This window comes from Kribbella capetownensis, assembly GCF_004331485.1.
Lineage (GTDB): Bacteria > Actinomycetota > Actinomycetes > Propionibacteriales > Kribbellaceae > Kribbella > Kribbella capetownensis.
Genome location: NZ_SJKD01000007.1, coordinates 133,380 through 150,665 on the forward strand (window position 1 = coordinate 133,380; position 17,286 = coordinate 150,665).

A 17,286-nucleotide genomic window follows, 5' to 3' on the forward strand; every position below is an offset into this window, starting at 1 on the left:
GGAGGCGCTGGGTGGGAAGGTGTGCAGGTGGACAGGAGGTGTCCGGTTGGCCGACGTGCGCGTGAGCCTGAAGCGCCTGCGCGTACGGCGTATCGCCGGCGCACTACCTGTCGACCTGCACATCAACGACTGCTGAGCGACGGGGATCCCGTGGCGCCCGGTCGGCCTGCTTGCCTTCGTGGGGGATGACAAGGTTCTGCTGCCGAGAACAGGTCCTGGACTGTGCACGGCCACCGCAGGCTGTTCACGGCGGGCGGGGCGAAGGCGGGCGGGGCGAAGGCGGGCGGGGAACAGCAGCTGGCGGAGGCAGTGGTCGGCGGGGGCTGTGCGGACTACAGGTATTTGTCGGCGTGGTCGGATTGGACTTGGGCTACCAGGTCTTTGACTCGTTCGCCGTCGGCCAGCGGGCAGACCATCGTGACGTCTTGCGTGTGGACGATGATGTGGGCGCGGAGGCCTACCGCGGCGATCAGGTGGTCGGGGTCGTCGGTGACGATGATGTTGTCGTGTGAGTCGAGCAGGCAGCTGAGGGTGGTGCCGTCCGTACGGTTGCCGCAGGCATCGGCGTCGTACGTGCCGGCCAGGGCGGCCCAGGAGCCGACGTCGAGCCAGTGCACCGGCATCGGTACGACGACCACGTCGGCGTCGACCTTGCCCTGCGAGGCCGGCTCCATCACCGCGTAGTCGACGCTGATCTTGCGCAGGTTCGGGTAGATCCCGGCCAGCGTCTCCTCCCGCTCCGGGGTGTCCCAGACCGACGCGACCTGACGCAGGTTCGTCGCGGACTCGGGCAGCAGTGCGTCGAAAACGCTGAGCACCGTCTCGGCCCGCCAGACGAACATCCCGGAGTTCCACCAGAACCGCCCGGTGGCCAGGTACTCCTCCGCGGTCGCCCGGTCCGGCTTCTCCCGGAACCGTTCGACGACGTACGCCTTGGTGCCGTCGATCGGCGTACCCCGCTCGATGTAACCGAGGCCGGTGTGCGGATGCGTCGGCTCGATCCCGAACGTGACCAGCGACCGCGGCCGCTGCTCGACCACCTCGAAGCCGCTCACGATCGCGGCGCGGAACTCGTCCTCCGGGCTGATCAGGTGATCGGATCCGACGAAGGCCACCACGGCATCGGGATCGTTGCGGGCCACCACCGCGGAGGCGAGTGCGACCGCGTTCGCGGTGTCGCGGCGGGCCGGCTCACCGATGATGTTGTGCTCACCCAGCTCCGGCAACTCCTTGCGGACCACATCGCCGTACGCCCCGACCGTGCACACGTAGATGTGCTCGGGCTCGACCAGCCCACGCAGCCGGTTGTACGCCACCCGCAGCAAGGACTCCCCGGCCGCCAACGGCAGCACCTGCTTCGGCCTGTCGTCCCTCGTCATCGGCCACAGCCGCGTCCCCGCGCCGCCGGCCAGGATCACCACGTTTCGCATTGGGAGACCCTACCCGGCGTCGACGGGTGGTGGCAGCCGTAGGTGCGCCAGATCCGGCGGCACCGGCGACGTCGTCCGCCAGAAGGTCTCCGATTGGCCATCGAGCGCGGTCGCGGGCGCATCGGTGAGGCGGAAGCGGTCGCGCAGCCGGCCGTAGAAGTCGGTCGGTCCCAGCCGGACCAGTCGCAGCCGTCGCGGCGAACCGTAGACGCCGATCCAGTCCCCCGGATCGAGGACACCGCGCAACTGCCCGTCGATGCTGACGGCGGCCTGCCCGGAGTGCGGCAGCACCCGGACCGCGACCGGCTCGTCGGGTGCTGCGACAACCGTTCGATTGAACGTCATGTGGGGTGCGACCGGAGTGAACACGACCGCTTCCATGTTCGGCGACAGGATCGGCCCACCGGCAGCGAAGCTGTACGCCGTCGACCCGGTCGGCGTCGCCACGATCACAGCATCGGCCGAGTACGACGCAAGCAGCCGGCCCGCCAGGTACACCCCCAGAGCCACCTGGTGGTCCCGCGCAAGCTTCTCCAGTACGACGTCGTTCAGCGCAGTGACGTCGAGTGCGACACCCCAACCGTCGCCCTCGGTGGATTCCGGGCGCACGGCCGGCGGTGGCAACGAGGGGCCGTGCCCGTAGCGCAGCAGCGACTCGATCCCGCTCGGAATCTCCAGCGGACGGGACGCCCGCATGGTCAGCGTCATCCGCTCCTCGATCGTCGCGCCGCCGTGGTGCACGGCCTCCAACGCGGTTTCGACGTCGCTGCAGGCCACTTCGGTCAGGAAGCCGACCTTGCCGAGGTCGACGCCGAGCACCGACGCGTTGTTCTTCGCGGCGATCCTGGCCCCGCGCAGGAATGTGCCGTCACCGCCGAGCGTGACGACCAGGTCCGGGTCCCCGGCGTGGTGCAGCTCGTCCATGCCGCCACGCCGTTCCTCATGCGATTTCCAGACGTCGATGTCGGTGCAACCGATGCCGTGCCGGTCCGCCCAGGCGCGCACCGTCGCGGCTGTCCGCACCGCCAGCGGACGCCCCTCGTGAACAACAAGTCCAAGCCGGCGCACAGGCACGACATCCTCCTCCGGACGGTTACTGCCTCAACGGTAGCCGCCCCGGCGCACCCGGCCCGGAACGGCGGCCTCCCGCCACCGCTCAGTTGCCGTCAGCAACATTTTTGCCCCTCGACTCCGCCGCGGCACTGACGATCGGGTCGGTCTCGTCGTCGAACTCCCCGATCACCTCCTCGAGCAGATCCTCCAACGCCACCACGCCGAGTGGATGCTCCGCTCCCTGTACGACGGCCAACTGGGACCGCTGATCGCGCATGACCCGGATCGCCGTGGCGACCGGGGTCTCGGCGGGCAGCCGCAGCGGCTCCGTCATCAGCTCGGACGCGTGCAGCGTCGTACCGCCGGCCGTGGTCGCGCGCGCCGCGTCGCGGACGTGGACGATGCCGCAGATCGTCGTACCCGGGCTGACGACCGCCAGGCGGGAGCGGCCCTCGCGGCGGCTGGTGAGCTCGACCTCGCGCGCCGACGCCTCGGCCGGGACGGTGACGAGCTGGGAGATCGGGGTCATCACCTGGGCAACGGTGGTGTTCTGCAGCGCGAGCATCGCGGTGAGCAGATCGTGCTCGGGATCTTCGAGAGTGCCGTGTTCGCGGGACGACTCGATCAGCAGCCGGAGTTCATCGGGGCCGTGGGCGCTGGCCAGTTCGTTCTGCGGCGTCACTCCGACCAGGCGCACACACACGTTGGCGATCCAGTTGAGCACCAGGAGGAGCGGCCGGAAGACGTACGTGAAGCCGCGGAACGGAAGCGCCAGCAGCAAAGCCGAGCGCTCCGGGTTGCTGATCGCCCAGGACTTCGGGGCCATCTCGCCAAGCAACACGTGCAGCAAGCCGATGCCGCTGACCGCGATGATCAGCGCGATCACGTGACCGACACCTTCGGGGATGTGCATCAGCTCGAACAGCGGGTGCAGCAGATTCGCGACCGCGGGTTCACTCAACGAGCCGAGTCCCAAGGTGCACAGCGTGATGCCGAGCTGCGCACCCGCAAGCATCAGCGACAACTCGCTCACCCCTGCGATCGCGGCCCGCGCCGAACGGCTGCCGGACGCCGCAGCCTGCTCGAGGCGATGCCGCTTCGACGCGACCAGAGCGAACTCCGCGGAGACGAAGAAGCCGTTCAGGGCCAGCAACACGGCCGAGATGAGCAGAGCGAGCGGCGTACTCACGGCAACCGCGCCATCACGACGAGACCAGGCACATGCCGTACGACGGTCTGGACCGACAGCCGGACGAACTCCTGCGGCACCGGCCGCCCGTCGTGGTCGAACCGCCGGCGCAGCTCCACCGCCACCTGGTCACCGATGACCGGGACCCGGCCGAGCCGCGCCATCACCAGACCGGACACAGTCTCGTAGTCGTCGTTCTCGGGAAGCGCGACGCCGGTGGCCTCTTCGACCTCGTCCAGCCGCCATCGCGCGGGCACGACCCACGAACCGTCGCCGCCCTGGACCAGTCCGGTCTCCGGCAGGTCGTCCTCGTCCCGGATCTCGCCGACCAGTTCCTCGGCGATGTCCTCCAGCGACACGATCCCGGCGAAACCGCCGTACTCGTCCACCACAATGGCCAGCTGCCGGTGCGCGGTCCGCAACCGTTCCAGTACGGCGGGCAGCGGCAGCGTGGACGGTACGACGACCGCCGGTGTCGCGAGCGAACCCGCGGTGACCCACGACCGGTCCGCCGGCTCGACCTCGACGACATCGCCGACCGCGATCACCCCGACCACCTCGTCGACCGTATCGGCGATCACCGGGAACCGGCTGTGGCCGGTCTCCTGCAGCTCGACGATCCGGGTCAGCGGGTCGTCCTGATGCACCGTGATCACATCGACCCGGGGGCGCATCGCCGCGTCGGCGGTCCGGTGGCGGAAGTCGAGGCCGCGGTCGAGCAGCCGCATGGTGTCCTGGTCCAGCAGTCCCTGCTCGTACGACTCGACGATGATCCGGTCGAGCTCCTGCGCGGTCGCACCCTGCGGCAGCTCCTCGACCGGTTCGATGCCGACCCGGCGCAGGATCCGGTTCGACGTCGCGTCGAACACATGGATGAGTGGTCCGGCGACGGTCAGGTACATCAGCGTGGACCGGGCCAGCCGCAGCGCGATCGCCTCCGATTTCGCGATCGCCAGGTTCTTCGGCGCCAGTTCACCGAGCACCATCTGGATGATCGTTGCCACCAGCAACGCCAGGATCACCGAGATGGACAGGCTGACCGACTCCGGTACGCCGGCCGAACCGAGCACGTGCGACAGGCCTTCACCCAGGTACGGCTCGGCGAAGTACCCGGCCAGCAGCGCGGTGATGGTGATCCCGACCTGGGCGCCGGACAACACGAACGAGAGCCGGCTCGTCACCTTCAGTGCGCGTGCGGCAGCCGCGTCACCACCCTCGGCCAGCGACCGCAGCCGGCTGCGGTCCACCGCGACGTACGCGAACTCCTGCGAGACGAAGTAGCCAGTGGCAACGGTCAGCACCAGGATCAGAGCCAGGCCGGCCAGGATCAACATGTACAGAGGCTACGAGAACTCCGGGCCTTGGAGGAGCGCAGGGGTCGTGCAGTACGCCGCTGGTCACAGGGTGGACGGCTTCCAGGGCAGGACCTTGCCGTCCTGGATCAGTTCGCCGTACCAGGACGGGTCTACCTGGTCGGACAGGAGCAGGTCGACGATCGGCAGCACCGCGTCGGCCGGCGACTTGGCCTGGCTGAAGTCGTCGAACCACGGGCGCGATGCGCGGGTGTCGACGAGTCCCGGACAGACCGACGCGATCACCGTGCCGTCGGCGAGGTCCTGAGTACGACGTTCCGCGGCGACGGCCCGCACGGCGGCGACCTGAGCGACCTTCGACGGGAAGTTGATCCACTCCGGCCAGTCCTTCGCGGCCGCCGTGCCGTCGTGGATCGCGGCGCGCCAGTCCTCGACGGCCTGCTCCACCTCGTCGAGCGTCACGCCGTCGAACCGCGGCCACAGCCGCTCGGGCAGATGATCGAGCGTCCCCAGCGAACTGGCCACCACGATCAGCCGCCCACCGGGCCGCAACACCGGCGCGAACGCCCGCAGCACGTCCTGCGCTCCGCGGTTCGCCACATCGATGAACACATCCGCCTGCTCCGCCTGCCCCCGCTCCGGCACCAACGGCCCCACCGCGTTCGACACGACGATGTCCACCCCACCCAACTCCTCGGCCAACTTCCGCACCGCCTCCCCGTCCGTCACATCCAGCACCCGCCCCTCCACCCGGGCCACCCCGTTGATGTGAGCGACAGCGTCCCCGACCCGCTGGGGGTCACGGCCGGTGAGCAACACCAGGTCGTTGGGGTTCATCCGGGCGGCGAGAGATTCGACGAGGGCGTAGCCGATGCCTTGGTTGGCGCCGGTGACGAGTGCGATGCGTTCGGTTGTCATGGAGCCAACGTAGGTTCGAACCAGCCATGACGCTAACGAGACTTCGGCACAGCTAGTATGCGTAAACGTCATGGATTTCTCCGACGTCTCCCTGGTCGTGCTCCGGGTGTTCCGCGAGGTTGCCGAGCGCGGCACGTTCACGTCTGCCGCGATCGCACTCGGCTACACCCAGTCGGCCGTGTCGCGACAGATCGCCTCGCTCGAACGGGCCGCCGGTGCACCTCTGCTCGAACGCCGCCGCGAGGGCGTCCGGCTGACCGCGGCCGGACAGATCGTCCTGCGCAACGCCGCCGGCGTACTCGACCAGGTCGACGCGACCGCTCGCGAGCTCGCCGGCCTCCCGGCCGCCGGTGGGACTGTCCGGCTGGGCTGGTTCCCGAGCGCCGGCGCCGTTGTCCTGCCACAGGCAATCAGTGCGCTCCGCCGGTCCCATCCCTCGATCGCCGTCACCACCCGGGAAGGCTCGACGCCCGCGCTCGTCCGCGCGCTCCGGGCCGGGAGCATCGATCTGGCACTGATCGCCTCAGCTCCACCCTTCCGGCCACCGGACTCGGAGTCGCCTGCCCTCGAGCTCGAGACGCTGGCCGAGCGCAGCCTGCGCCTCGCTGTCCCGGCCAGTCATCCACTGGCGGCCCAGGACACCGTGGACGTCGCCGAGCTGCGAGGTCAGCGTTGGATCGCCGCACCCGCCTCCGGCGAGGAGTTGTTGATGGGCGTGTGGCCAGGGCTGGACGAGCGACCTCAGGTCGCGCACACCGTCCGCGACTGGCTCGCCAAACTCCACCTGGTCGCGGCCGGCGCCGGACTGACCACGATCTCCGCGTCGATGGCCTCGGCTGTGCCGCCCGGTGTCCGGGTGCTCACCGTCCGGGGTGGCCCCGAGGAGTTGCGCCGTACGATCCTGGCCCGGCTCCCGGGCCGGCCGTCAGGACCCGCCGCGCTCCTCGCGGACGCCCTCCGCGCCGCGGTTCCCGCCCTCGGCTGACGACGGCTCGACCGCCGGTTTCTCGTCGTCCTCGCCGTTCTGGACCTTCTTGAACTCGTTCATCGCGCGGGCGGCGTTCTTGGTCAGCTCGGGCAGCTTCTTCGCGCCGAACAGCAGAACCACGATGACCAGGATGACGATCCACTCGCCGCCTTCGGGCAGCGCCAGGTATGGCACCATGACAAGCCTTCTTTCCGGGAATCCCCCTCCACGCTACGTCGCCGCCCGAACCGTAGGGTGGGCCATATGTCACGAGTTCTGCCCGAGCTGTTCGCGGCCGCGGTACGCCGGGACGGCGGCGCCCCGTTCCTCACCTACTACGACGACTCGACCGGTGAGCGGATCGAGTTGAGTGCCGTCACCACCGCGAACTGGGTGGCCAAGACCGCCAACCTGCTCGTCGACGAGTACGACCTGGAGTCCGGCGCGACGGTTGCGATCGGCCTGCCGCCGCACTGGCTCGGCGTCGTCTGGGCGCTGTCCACCTGGTCGGTCGGTGCCTCGCTGACCACCGGCACCGGCACTCTCGCGATCACCGGCCCGGACGTCGCGATCCGCGGCGAGCGGGAGACCATCGCGTCCGCGCTCCTGCCGCTCGGCGGAAGGTACCGCGAACCGCTGCCGGCCGGGGTCCACGACTACGGCGCCGAGGTCTACAACCACCCGGACGTGTTCGTCCCGTTCGACCCGCCGTCGCCCGCGTCCCCGGCGTACGACGAACTCACCCACGACGACCTGATCGGTACGGCGGAGCCCGTCGCCGACCGGATCCTGGTCACCCGCGACCTGGCGTCCCGCCAAGGAGTGGGACTACTGGTCGGAGTCATCTCCGGAGGTGGTTCGATCGTCCTCTGTCGCAACCTGGACCCGGCGAAGCTGGACCGCCGAATTCAGGACGAGAAGGTGGATCGAGTGGTGGAGGACTGATGCAGCGGTTCGAGGGGCGGGTTGCGCTGGTCACGGCGGGCGCGCAAGGGATCGGCGCCGCGGTGGCGCGGCGGATCGCCGACGAGGGCGGGGCCGTGGTGGTGACCGATCTCCAGGAGGAGAAGGTCGGCCAGGTCGCGGAGGAGCTCGGCCGGCGGGCGCTGGGACTGCGGGCGGATGTGACGAGTCGCGAGGACGTGGACGCGGCGGTCGCGGCCGCTGTCGAGCGGTTCGGGCGGCTGGACGTTCTGGTGAACAACGCCGGCGGCTGCATCGTCACTTCGGTGCCGGAGGACGCGACCGCGGAGGAGTTCCACCAGCAACTCGACCTCACGCTGGTCGGCGCGTCCCGGTGTATCCAGGCGGCGCTGCCGCACCTGGTGAAGACGCGCGGCAACGTGGTGACGATCAGCTCGGTCAACGGGCTGGCGGCGTTCGGGAACATCGAGTACGCCGCGGCCAAGGCCGGCCAGATCGCGCTGACGGTGAACTACGCGGCCAGGTACGGCCGGATGGGCGTCCGCTTCAATGTGGTTGCCCCAGGCACCATTCGGACGCCGAACTGGGACAAGCAGCCGGACACGCTGGCAGAGTTCGCGAAGCTGTACCCGCTCGGCCGGGTCGGCGAACCCGAGGACATCGCGGCCGCCGTCGCCTTCCTCGCCTCCGACGACGCCTCCTGGATCACCGGGCAGACACTGCCCGTGGAAGGCGGCGTACTGACCGGCCCCGGCGCCTTCGACCTCACGCCGTCAGGACGCTTCAAGAAGGAGTACCCATCGTAGTGAACAGCTCCTCGGCCTGCGCCAGGGCCGCCGGATCGCCGGTGGTGCGGTGCAGGCCGCGGAGCGCATGGGCCTGCTCGAGCTGGTTGCCGAAGGCACCCCAATCCGCGGCCGCGCGGGCGAATCCGTTCGCCGCGGCCGCCTGATCGCCACGCTGCTCGTCCAGCAGCGACTGCGCTGTGGTCGCCGAGTACTCGCGCATCGGCAGCAGCGGCACGAGCAGGTCTGCCAGCGCGGCACCAGCCTGGGTCTCCCCCACGGCCAGCGCTGAGCGGACCAGACTTGGGACCCGCGCGGCGAACTCATGGCTGCCGGGTAGCTCGGACAGCGAGCGCAACCGCTGAAGGATCTCGCGAACGCCGTCCCGGTCGCCCTCGCGAGCCCGAGCCGCCGCCGTCGGTGCCGCTGCGATGGTCACGAAGTCGGGCCAGCCCGCCTCGACGGCCAGCCGGTACGCATCCTCGGCATGGTCCCGGGCCGTGCCGATGCCGAGCTCGAGCTCTGCGGCCGCCAGCGCGGCGAGCACTTCGATCCGCCGCAGCATGATGAACGCCGGACCCGGATGATCGAGCTGTGCCCGGCACAACGTCGCGACCTCGGCCGGGCGGCCAGTCTCGATCATCAACTGCAGAACGGTGCAGCTGAGCTGCTGCTCCAGCTCGAGCAACCGCCGACGAGCCGAGAACTCACGCGCTTCGGCCAGCGTCGCCAACGCGACCACGGGCCCCTCGATCTGCCACACGACGAAGCCGTAGTTCAACCACGTCACGGCCGCGTCCCGGCCCTGCCCGAGCTCGATCAGCGCAGCCAGTGCGTCCTTGATGTCGACCAGTCCGCCGGTGTCGCCCTCGCCGACCCGCGCCAGCCCGCGAGACTCCAGCGCCCGGTGCGGTACGGCGTACCCCTGCTCGGCGGCCATCCGCAGCGCGCGGTCGGCGGACACGATCGCCTCGGTACGGCGGCTCGCCACCAGCAGGATGCTCGCCTGGCCTGCGAGTGCACCGGCCAGATCCTCGCTCGGTCCGAGCTCCGTCAGCATCGTGACCACCCGGTCGATCGTCGCCAGGCTCTCGGCCATGCTGCTCATCGCGTACGTCGACGAGCGCAGCGTTCTCGCCAGCCCGGGGATGTCGCCGGCGGCCTCGAAACCGGTCACTGCCTCGCGATACGCGGTCCGCGCATCGTCGAGCCGCCCGGCCAGGAAGGCTGCCCAGCCCCACCGGGCCAGCACCTCGGGCCGATCCGGATCGTCCTGCGGCGTCAGGCTCAATGCGCGATCCAGCAGGGTCAGCGCCTGGCCGGCGTCGAGGTTCATCGCGAGCTCGGCGGCCTTGCATTGGTTACGACGAGCCCGTGGGGTGATCGCGGCGACCGCCTCCGTGTCGCCGGCTGCGGCAGCCAGGTCGAGGGCAGTGGTGAGGTGGTGGGCGATGAGACTCGGGGTCTCGGCTTGGCAGGCGGCACAGCGCAGGTCCAGCCAGTCGGCCGCGGCCAGGTGCCGGTCGGCCCGGATAGCCCGCGGCACCTGGCTGTAGGCCACGTCCCGGGTGAGAGCGTGCCAGAAGACGTACTCGTGCTGCCCCAGCATCGACGACCGCCGGACCGGGCGCACGAGCTCCTTGCGGACCAGCTCCTGCAGCGCCTGGACGACGTACGCCGGGTCTCGGCCGGATAGTGCGGCGACGGCCTCGGCCCAGAAGACTCGGCCGACCACGGCGGCGTCCGCGAGCAGGGCCTTGCGCTCGGGGTCGAGCGTGTCGAGGCGGGCAGCGATGATGGCCGCGATCCCAGCGGGAAGCTCACCGGACGTGGCCTGGTCGACGCCGCAATCGGTCACGATCCGTGCGAGTTCCTCGGCGTACAAGGGGTTGCCGTCGGCCCGTCGTACCAGCCGCCCGCGCGTCTCAGTCGGGACGTCCTGGCCGGCGAACATCCGGTCCATCAGCTGTCCGGTCTCGGCTTCGCTCAACGGCGACAGTCCGATCGTGAGCGAGTTCTGCACCGCGCGGGTCCAGCGTGGGCCGCGCTCGAGCAACTCAGGGCGGGCGGTGACGACGACCAGCAGCGGGAGGTCGGTCATCCACTCGGCCAGGTGGTCGATGAAGGCGAGCAGCGCGTCGGAAGCCCAGTGCAGGTCCTCGAACACCAGCACCGCGGGCGACTGCTCGGCGAACGACTCCAGCAGTTGCCGCCAGGCCGCGAACGATTCCTCCTGCGTCCCGGCCCCTGCCGGTACGCCGGACACGGCGCCGACCAGCGGGCCGACGCGAGCCCGCAGCCAGGCGCGATCGCCGTCGTCGGGCAGGATCGCGTCCAGCTTGGCCGCGGCCTCGGCCGGACCGTCGGTGTCGAGGATCCCGGCCTGGACCTTGACGATCTCCGCGATCGGCCAGAACGGCGTCTCGCCGTACGGCACGCACCGGCCCTCGCGCCAGGTGACGAGCTCGTCGTGGCGATCCAGCCAGGCGCCGAGCTCGGCGACCAAGCGGGACTTGCCGATGCCCGGTTCGCCGAGCAGTGTGACGAACTGCGGCAGCCGCTCGGCCACCGCCTTGTCGAACGCGGTCCGCAACAAGGTCAGGTCGCGTTCGCGGCCGACCATCGGCGTACTGAGATCGCGGATCACGTCCGCGCCGAAGCGGGCCCGCGGTGGGCCGGCCTGCCAGCGGTGGACGTCGTGGCTGATCCCCTTGGCAGCAACGGGTTCCAGCTGTTCGTAGCCGAACACCCGGTCGGTCGCCGCATGCGTGCCGGAGCCGACCACGACGGCGCCGATCGGTGCCGACGACTGCAGCCGGGCCGCCAGGTTGACCACCATGCCGGTGACGAACGGCTCGCCGAGCTCGGGGCGCGCGCTCAACTGGACCAGCGCCTCACCGGTCTCGATGCCGATCCGGACCTCCAGCGGCCCGGACGGCAGCGCCGCGACCGCATCGAGGATCGCGAGACCGGCCCGGACCGCCCGCTCGGCGTCGTCCTCCCGCGAGCGCGGCGCCCCGAAGACGGCCAGGATCGCGTCGCCGGCGAACTTCTCGACCGTCCCGCCGTACTGCTCGACCGTGTCTCGCAAGGTCGAGTGGTACGGCGCGAGCCAGCGGCGGACGTCCTCCGGGTCGGCGGACTCCGACGCGGTGGTGAAGCCGACGAGGTCGCAGAACAGCACCGTGACGACCTTGCGCTCCTCGACCGGTGCGATCACGTCCACGTCCTCCAGGCCCTCCCGCCGTTCGCGCGGGCCGCTTGAATCAGTTCTTGGCCTCGAGCGAACGAATCCGGGCGGTCAGCGCTTTCAGCAGGGCTTGCGCGACGTGGGGGTTCTCCTTGACCACCGGGGCGAAGGCGAGCGACGACAGCGCGAACGTGGTCAGACCGTCCGGTCCGGCCACCACCGTCGCGGAGCGCGGCAGGCCGTCGACGAGGGAGATCTCGCCGAAGTAGTCGCCCGGTCCGAGCGGCGTCCTGTCGGCGCCGTTCACCGTGACCTCCGCGGATCCCTCCAGCACCACCTGCAGGCCGGCGTCGTTCGCGCCCTGGTCGACCGCGTGCTGACCGGCTGGGATCGTCAGCGTCGTACCGCGCGCGATCAGATCGGACAGCGTGTCCTGGGACAGCCCTTGGAAGAGATCGATCTTCGCCAGGAACTGCGGCAGGCTTTCGTGACTCATGGTTCGGGTTCCTCCCTCGGCACCCGCGGGGCGGGTGGCACTGTGAACTGCGCCACAGGCTACCGCCGGACAGGATCGGCGACCATGTTTTCGGTCCGGCTCAGAACGAGAACCAGAACGTGACCCGCAGCGGAAGTCCCGGAGCCGCCAGCCCGAACCACGATCCCCGCGTGAGCAGACACCTCCCGCGGTGCCCACGGGCCGCCTGCAGCACCAGCGCTCCGACCACGAACACGGCCAGCACCCCGAGCAAGCTCACACCGAAGACAGTCCATCCGCCGACGACCGACCCGGCGCCCAGCGCCAGCCAGACCAGTCCTCCGATGAAGGACGCCGGACTCCACAACGCGTCCCGGGTCCGCCATGGCTGACGGACACCCCGCCCACACGAACACGCCTCGGCGGCATCGGTGGCGGGGTCTGGGGCCATAAATGCAGTGTGCCGACCCGGCGGGGTCAGGGCTTGTTCGGCCAGGCCTCCCAGGCGGTGGCGAACATCTGGTCGACGGTGTGGGTGTTCTGCCAGCCGAGATCCCGGGTCGCCAGGTCGCCGCTGGCGACGACGCGGGAGGGGTCACCGGGCCGGCGCGGGCCTTCGGCGGGGGTGAAGTCGATACCCGTGACCCGGCGGGCGGCGTCCATGATCTCGCGCACCGAGGTGCCGGTGCCGCTGCCCAAGTTGTAGACGGGCTCTAGAGTCTTGCTCGCATCCAGCGCCCGGGCGGCGGCCACGTGAGCGCGGGCCAGGTCGGCCACGTGCACGTAGTCCTTGACCGACGTACCGTCCGGCGTCGGGTGGTCCGTGCCGTAGATCTGCGGGATCTTCCCCTGCGACAGCAGGTCACACACGATCGGGAACAGGTTGTACGGACTCGCGTCGTACACCGCCGGGTCGCCGGATCCGACCACGTTGAAGTAGCGCAGCGACGTGTGATGCAGGTCCACCGCGCGTGCCTGGTCCCGGAGCAGCCACTCGCCGACCAGCTTCGATTCGCCGTACGGGCTCTGCGGGTCCGGCGGGGTCTGCTCGGTCACCACCTCGTCCTTCGGGGTACCGTAGACCCCGGCGCTGGACGAGAACACGATGTTGCGGATGTCCTTGTCCGCCATCGCTTCCAGCAGCGACACCATCCCGGTCACGTTCTGCGTGTAGGTGTGCAGCGGCCGGTCCACCGACACCCCGGCGTACTTGAACCCGGCCAAGTGGACGACTCCACTGACCCCCTCCAGCGCCCGGCGCACCGCCCCACCGTCGAGCAGGTTCGCCTGCACGAACGGAACGCCGTCCGGGACGAACTCCGCCTTCCCGCTGGACAGGTCGTCGATCACGACCACGTCGATCCCGTCTGCGCGGAACGCACGCACCACATGCGCCCCGATGTACCCAGCACCACCAGTCACGAGCCACGTCATGTCCCTGATCCTGCCACCACGCAGCGACGCATCCCCACCGGACGGGCCGAACCCGTACCATGAGCCATGATCGGACTAGTCCTCGCCGCCGGGGCCGGTCGCCGCCTCCGGCCGCTGACGGACAAGTTGCCCAAGGCACTCGTTCCGATCGTGCCCGGCGTCACCGTGCTGGACCTGACGCTGGCCAACTACGCGGCGGTCGGCATCACCGAGATCGCGATCGTCGTCGGGTACGCCGCCGGCACCGTCGAGGCGCGGGTGAAGGACTTCGAGACGCAGTACGGCGTCCGTCTCGAACTCGTCCACAACGACAAAGGCGAGATCTGGAACAACGCCTACTCACTGTGGTGCGCCCGCGATCACCTGCGGTACGGCGTGCTGCTGGCCAACGGCGACACCGTCCACCCGGCCTCGGTCCAGCAGGCCCTCCTCGACGCCCGGGAAGACGACCGCCGGATCATCCTTGCCCTGGACACCGAGAAACCCTTGGCCGATGAGGAGATGAAGGTCATCTGCTCAGACGCCACCGGCGTCGAACGCATCACCAAGCAGTTGGATCCGGCGACCGCCACCGGTGAATACATCGGCCTCACGCTGATCGAGCCCGCGGCCGCCGCAGACCTCACCAGCGCCCTCGAGCAGACCTGGCAGCGCGATCCCCACCTCTACTACGAGGACGCGTACCAACTCCTGATCGACCAAGGGTTCCGCATCGACACGGTCTCCGTCGGGCGCACCGACTGGGTCGAGATCGACAACCACGCCGACCTCGCCCGAGCCCGTGCAATCGTCCAGCGCCGGCCGACTACCCGGTAACGGTCGCCAGCCAGAAGTAGGTCAGGTCGGTCCAGGTGACGTCGGCCGGTGCCATGTCGGCCCTGAACTGCTCCGTGGTCGGGAAGTTCTTCAGTACGTCGTACGTACGCCCATCCGTCAACTGACGGGTCTGGTACGTGTCGCCGTCGGCAGTCGTCCGGCTGATCGGGTAGTTGCTGCCAGCCACATACTTGTTGTCGACCAGCACCACTCGCTCCGCGCGCTGCACGAGCGACTGCGCGAACCGAGCCGTGTCCTGGCGCAGTACATGCGACCAGAAGAACCCGGTGAACACCACGTCGTACTCACCGGCGATCTCGTCCAGCCGGAACGCATCGGCAACCTGGAAGCTGACCTCGGAGGAGTACGACCGGGACCGTGCGATCGCGAGTGTCTCGTCGTTCAGGTCCGTCGCCACGATGGACTGCGCCGATTCGGCCAGCACCTGGGTCCAATAGCCGGTGCCGGCGGCGATCTCGAGGACTCGCTTGCCGGCGACCAGCGGCGGCAGCAGTTCCTTCAGGGTTGCCAGGTCCTGCTGCCGCTCCGGCTTGTCATAGACCGCGTCGTACTCCGCCGCGCGGTCCCGGTAGTAGTCCGCAAGTTCGCTCATCGCCTTGACCTCCGTCAGTTCGAGGAGGTCCGGACGACCCAGACATCTGAACCTAGCAGCTAGCTTCGCACCACCGCAGGGGTTTTCGGGCGGAGCAGGAAGGCGCCGAGGTAGAGCAGCGCGGCGATGATCAGCAGGCCGTCGAAGCCGATGATCAGCGCGGCGTACTCGAGACAGCCACCGAGCATCGCGCCCAGCAGGTTGGCACCGAACGACGCGGTGCCGTCCGCGGTGTCGGTGAAGCGCTTGGCGAAGATCACGTTCGCGGCGAAGATCGGCAGGAACGCGATCACCACGGCGACCACAGCGCGCAAGCCCACCGGCATCGACAGCAGCCACTCGTCCGGGAACAGCCACGCCAGCAACAGCCCACCGAACAGGACGACGTACATCACCTTCACCGGTGGTGTCTTGAACCGTCTGGTGACTTCGACGGCGGCCAGTACGGCGACCAGTACGCCGGCGAACACGATCGCGTTGACCACCCACGTCGTACCGAACAGCAACGCGAAGCCCGTGATGCTCTTGGTCTCCAGCAACATGAAGCCGGCACCCAGCAGGAACAGGTCGGTGTACGGACGCATCCGCCGGTACGACGATCCGCCGCCGGCGATCCCGACACCGATCAGACCGGCGACCAGGACCAGGCCGAGCGTGATCAGGTAGAGCGACGGGATGCGGTCGGTGAACAGGTAGAGGAACGGCCGGTTGTCGGTCGCGGGCGGCGGCGTGATCGCGCTAGGCCCGCCCCACTCACCGCTGCAGGTCTGATCGGCCTCGGTCAGCCCGACCGTCACCACCGCCTGCTGCAGGTCGTCACCGACCTTGTCCACACAGGGCTTGTGCCCGAACGCCGACTGCGCGGTAGAGGCGAGCCGGTCGATCAGCCAGGTCTCGCGGTAGTAGTTGTACATCGCGAACGCGCCACCCGGGTTCAGGTGGTCACGCGCGGACTCGAACGCCTGCTGGGTGAACAGGTAGCTCTCCAGCCGCAGCGAACTCGCGCCGTTCACCAGCGTCAGCGAGTCCGGCAGCGCCAGCAGGATCAGGTCGTACTTCTTGTCGGTCCGGGACAGGAACGCCCGCCCGTCGTCGATGTGCGACGTCACCCGCGGGTCCTGGTACGGCCGGTCCGGGTGCAGTGCCTTGCCGAGGTCGCGGATCCGCGGGTCGATCTCGACCGCGTCCACGTGCGTCGCGCCCTTCTTCAGCGCGATCGCGACGTCCGAGCCGGACCCGGCGCCGATGATCAGCACGTTCTTCGGCGTCTTGCCGACGTTCGCCCGCTCGTACGGCAGCCCGTACTGCGGCTCCCACTGCAACCGCGCGTCGGCCGGGATCGCCTGCTGGTGCGGTACGCCGTTCACCGTGATCGTCAGCAGCGGCACGTTCTGCCAGGTGAACGCCTTCGTCTGCACCTTGTAGTACGGCGACCAACTGTTCTCCGGCCGTGTCGACTCGTGGAACAGCACCCCGACCATGACGAGCAACGGCGCGAGCACCAGCGCTCCACTCAACCCGGCCGCGACCAGACCGCGGCCGGTCGGAGCGGCGGACCGTGGCCGCGGGATCATCAGCGCGGCGAACATCACCGTGACGATCGCGCCCCACCAGATCGGCGGTGCGCCGAGGAACGAGAGCCCGGTGAACGCCGCGATCCCGACCAGACTGCCGATCAGGTCGTAGCGGTACGCCGTCAGTCGCGGCAACTCGGCGAAGCAGCGGCCCACGAGCTCGGCCGGACCGGCGAGCACGACCGCGGCGGCGACGAAGATGATCGGCAGGATCACCCAGACCGGCGGGCCGGTGGTGTTCAGGCTGGTGAAGTAGATGACGCTGGACGACGTACCGCGGTCGACCGTGACCGGCTTCCAGGCGATCACGAGGACCAGCAGGCCGAGCATCACCGGCGAGTAGTACGGCAGCCGTTTGGCCCGGCTGGACCGCAGGATGCCGATCCCGATGCCGAGGAACGAGCCGAGCAGCACGAAGTTCGAGAAGTAGCTCAGATGCACCACGTTCGAGCCGGTCCAGCGGATCAGCGCGAGCTCGGTGAAGAGCATCAGCGCGCTGGACGCGACCAGCCGGGTCCGGACCCCGAACGGGCTCGGCCAGTTTGTCGTACTGACGTGGTCGGTGGAGGAGTCGACTGCCATGCGGGGCGACGTTACCTGATCGC

16 protein-coding genes are annotated in these 17,286 nt (G+C 69.5%); 4 read left to right on the forward strand and 12 right to left on the reverse strand.

Going from position 1 to position 17,286, the window contains the following annotated elements:
* Positions 1-332: 332 nt before the first annotated feature.
* The 5 genes from E0H75_RS28630 to E0H75_RS28650 form a co-directional block, all read right to left on the reverse strand.
* A complete protein-coding gene (locus tag E0H75_RS28630) occupies positions 333-1,430 on the reverse strand; it encodes a mannose-1-phosphate guanylyltransferase (protein ID WP_131516781.1) in 1,098 nt (365 codons plus the stop codon).
* 9 nt (positions 1,431-1,439) lie between these two features.
* Positions 1,440-2,504 carry an NAD(+)/NADH kinase gene (locus E0H75_RS28635; RefSeq protein ID WP_131516782.1) on the reverse strand — a complete coding sequence of 355 codons (1,065 nt, stop codon included), beginning with the start codon at positions 2,502-2,504 and terminating at the stop codon, positions 1,440-1,442.
* An 82-nt stretch (positions 2,505-2,586) separates the two neighbouring features.
* The gene (locus E0H75_RS28640) at positions 2,587-3,672 is read right to left on the reverse strand and encodes a hemolysin family protein (RefSeq protein WP_131516783.1); all 1,086 of its coding nucleotides are present in this window, start codon (positions 3,670-3,672) and stop codon (positions 2,587-2,589) included.
* The gene (locus tag E0H75_RS28645; protein ID WP_131516784.1) at positions 3,669-5,006 is read right to left on the reverse strand and encodes a hemolysin family protein; all 1,338 of its coding nucleotides are present in this window, start codon (positions 5,004-5,006) and stop codon (positions 3,669-3,671) included. Before E0H75_RS28645 ends, E0H75_RS28640 begins: the two co-directional genes overlap by 4 nt.
* A 63-nt stretch (positions 5,007-5,069) precedes the next feature.
* Positions 5,070-5,903 carry an SDR family NAD(P)-dependent oxidoreductase gene (locus tag E0H75_RS28650; RefSeq protein ID WP_131516785.1) on the reverse strand — a complete coding sequence of 278 codons (834 nt, stop codon included), beginning with the start codon at positions 5,901-5,903 and terminating at the stop codon, positions 5,070-5,072.
* A gap of 70 nt (positions 5,904-5,973) precedes the next feature.
* Here E0H75_RS28650 and E0H75_RS28655 point away from each other — a divergent pair, with 70 nt between their 5' ends.
* On the forward strand, positions 5,974-6,888 hold the full coding sequence (locus tag E0H75_RS28655) for a LysR family transcriptional regulator (protein WP_131516786.1): 915 nt from the start codon (positions 5,974-5,976) through the stop codon (positions 6,886-6,888).
* Here E0H75_RS28655 and tatA read toward each other — a convergent pair.
* On the reverse strand, positions 6,829-7,068 hold the full coding sequence (tatA, locus tag E0H75_RS28660) for a twin-arginine translocase TatA/TatE family subunit (RefSeq protein WP_131516787.1): 240 nt from the start codon (positions 7,066-7,068) through the stop codon (positions 6,829-6,831). The genes E0H75_RS28655 and tatA overlap by 60 nt on opposite strands.
* 66 nt (positions 7,069-7,134) lie before the next feature.
* Here tatA and E0H75_RS28665 point away from each other — a divergent pair, with 66 nt between their 5' ends.
* The gene (locus E0H75_RS28665) at positions 7,135-7,815 is read left to right on the forward strand and encodes a TIGR03089 family protein (protein WP_131516788.1); all 681 of its coding nucleotides are present in this window, start codon (positions 7,135-7,137) and stop codon (positions 7,813-7,815) included.
* Positions 7,815-8,600: an SDR family NAD(P)-dependent oxidoreductase gene (locus E0H75_RS28670; RefSeq protein ID WP_131516789.1), complete on the forward strand. Its 786-nt coding sequence runs from the start codon at positions 7,815-7,817 to the stop codon at positions 8,598-8,600. The genes E0H75_RS28665 and E0H75_RS28670 overlap by 1 nt, the downstream gene beginning before the upstream one ends.
* Here E0H75_RS28670 and E0H75_RS28675 read toward each other — a convergent pair.
* The 4 genes from E0H75_RS28675 to galE all read right to left on the reverse strand — a co-directional run bounded on the left by E0H75_RS28675 (position 8,578) and on the right by galE (position 13,678).
* Positions 8,578-11,799: an AAA family ATPase gene (locus E0H75_RS28675; RefSeq protein ID WP_131516790.1), complete on the reverse strand. Its 3,222-nt coding sequence runs from the start codon at positions 11,797-11,799 to the stop codon at positions 8,578-8,580. The genes E0H75_RS28670 and E0H75_RS28675 overlap by 23 nt on opposite strands.
* Positions 11,800-11,845: 46 nt before the next feature.
* On the reverse strand, positions 11,846-12,265 hold the full coding sequence (locus tag E0H75_RS28680) for a Crp/Fnr family transcriptional regulator (protein WP_131516791.1): 420 nt from the start codon (positions 12,263-12,265) through the stop codon (positions 11,846-11,848).
* A gap of 100 nt (positions 12,266-12,365) precedes the next feature.
* Entirely contained in the window at positions 12,366-12,695 is a 330-nt protein-coding gene (locus E0H75_RS28685) for a hypothetical protein (RefSeq protein WP_131516792.1), read from the reverse strand.
* A gap of 26 nt (positions 12,696-12,721) precedes the next feature.
* Positions 12,722-13,678 (reverse strand): UDP-glucose 4-epimerase GalE, encoded by a 957-nt coding sequence (gene galE / locus E0H75_RS28690; RefSeq protein WP_131516793.1) that lies wholly within the window; start codon positions 13,676-13,678, stop codon positions 12,722-12,724.
* A gap of 66 nt (positions 13,679-13,744) precedes the next feature.
* Here galE and E0H75_RS28695 point away from each other — a divergent pair, with 66 nt between their 5' ends.
* On the forward strand, positions 13,745-14,494 hold the full coding sequence (locus E0H75_RS28695; protein ID WP_131516794.1) for a phosphocholine cytidylyltransferase family protein: 750 nt from the start codon (positions 13,745-13,747) through the stop codon (positions 14,492-14,494).
* Here the strand turns inward: E0H75_RS28695 and E0H75_RS28700 are convergent.
* Positions 14,484-15,107 carry a class I SAM-dependent methyltransferase gene (locus E0H75_RS28700; RefSeq protein ID WP_131516795.1) on the reverse strand — a complete coding sequence of 208 codons (624 nt, stop codon included), beginning with the start codon at positions 15,105-15,107 and terminating at the stop codon, positions 14,484-14,486. The genes E0H75_RS28695 and E0H75_RS28700 overlap by 11 nt on opposite strands.
* Before the next feature lie 59 nt (positions 15,108-15,166).
* The gene (locus E0H75_RS28705; RefSeq protein WP_131516796.1) at positions 15,167-17,263 is read right to left on the reverse strand and encodes a spermine/spermidine synthase domain-containing protein; all 2,097 of its coding nucleotides are present in this window, start codon (positions 17,261-17,263) and stop codon (positions 15,167-15,169) included.
* Positions 17,264-17,286: the final 23 nt, after the last annotated feature.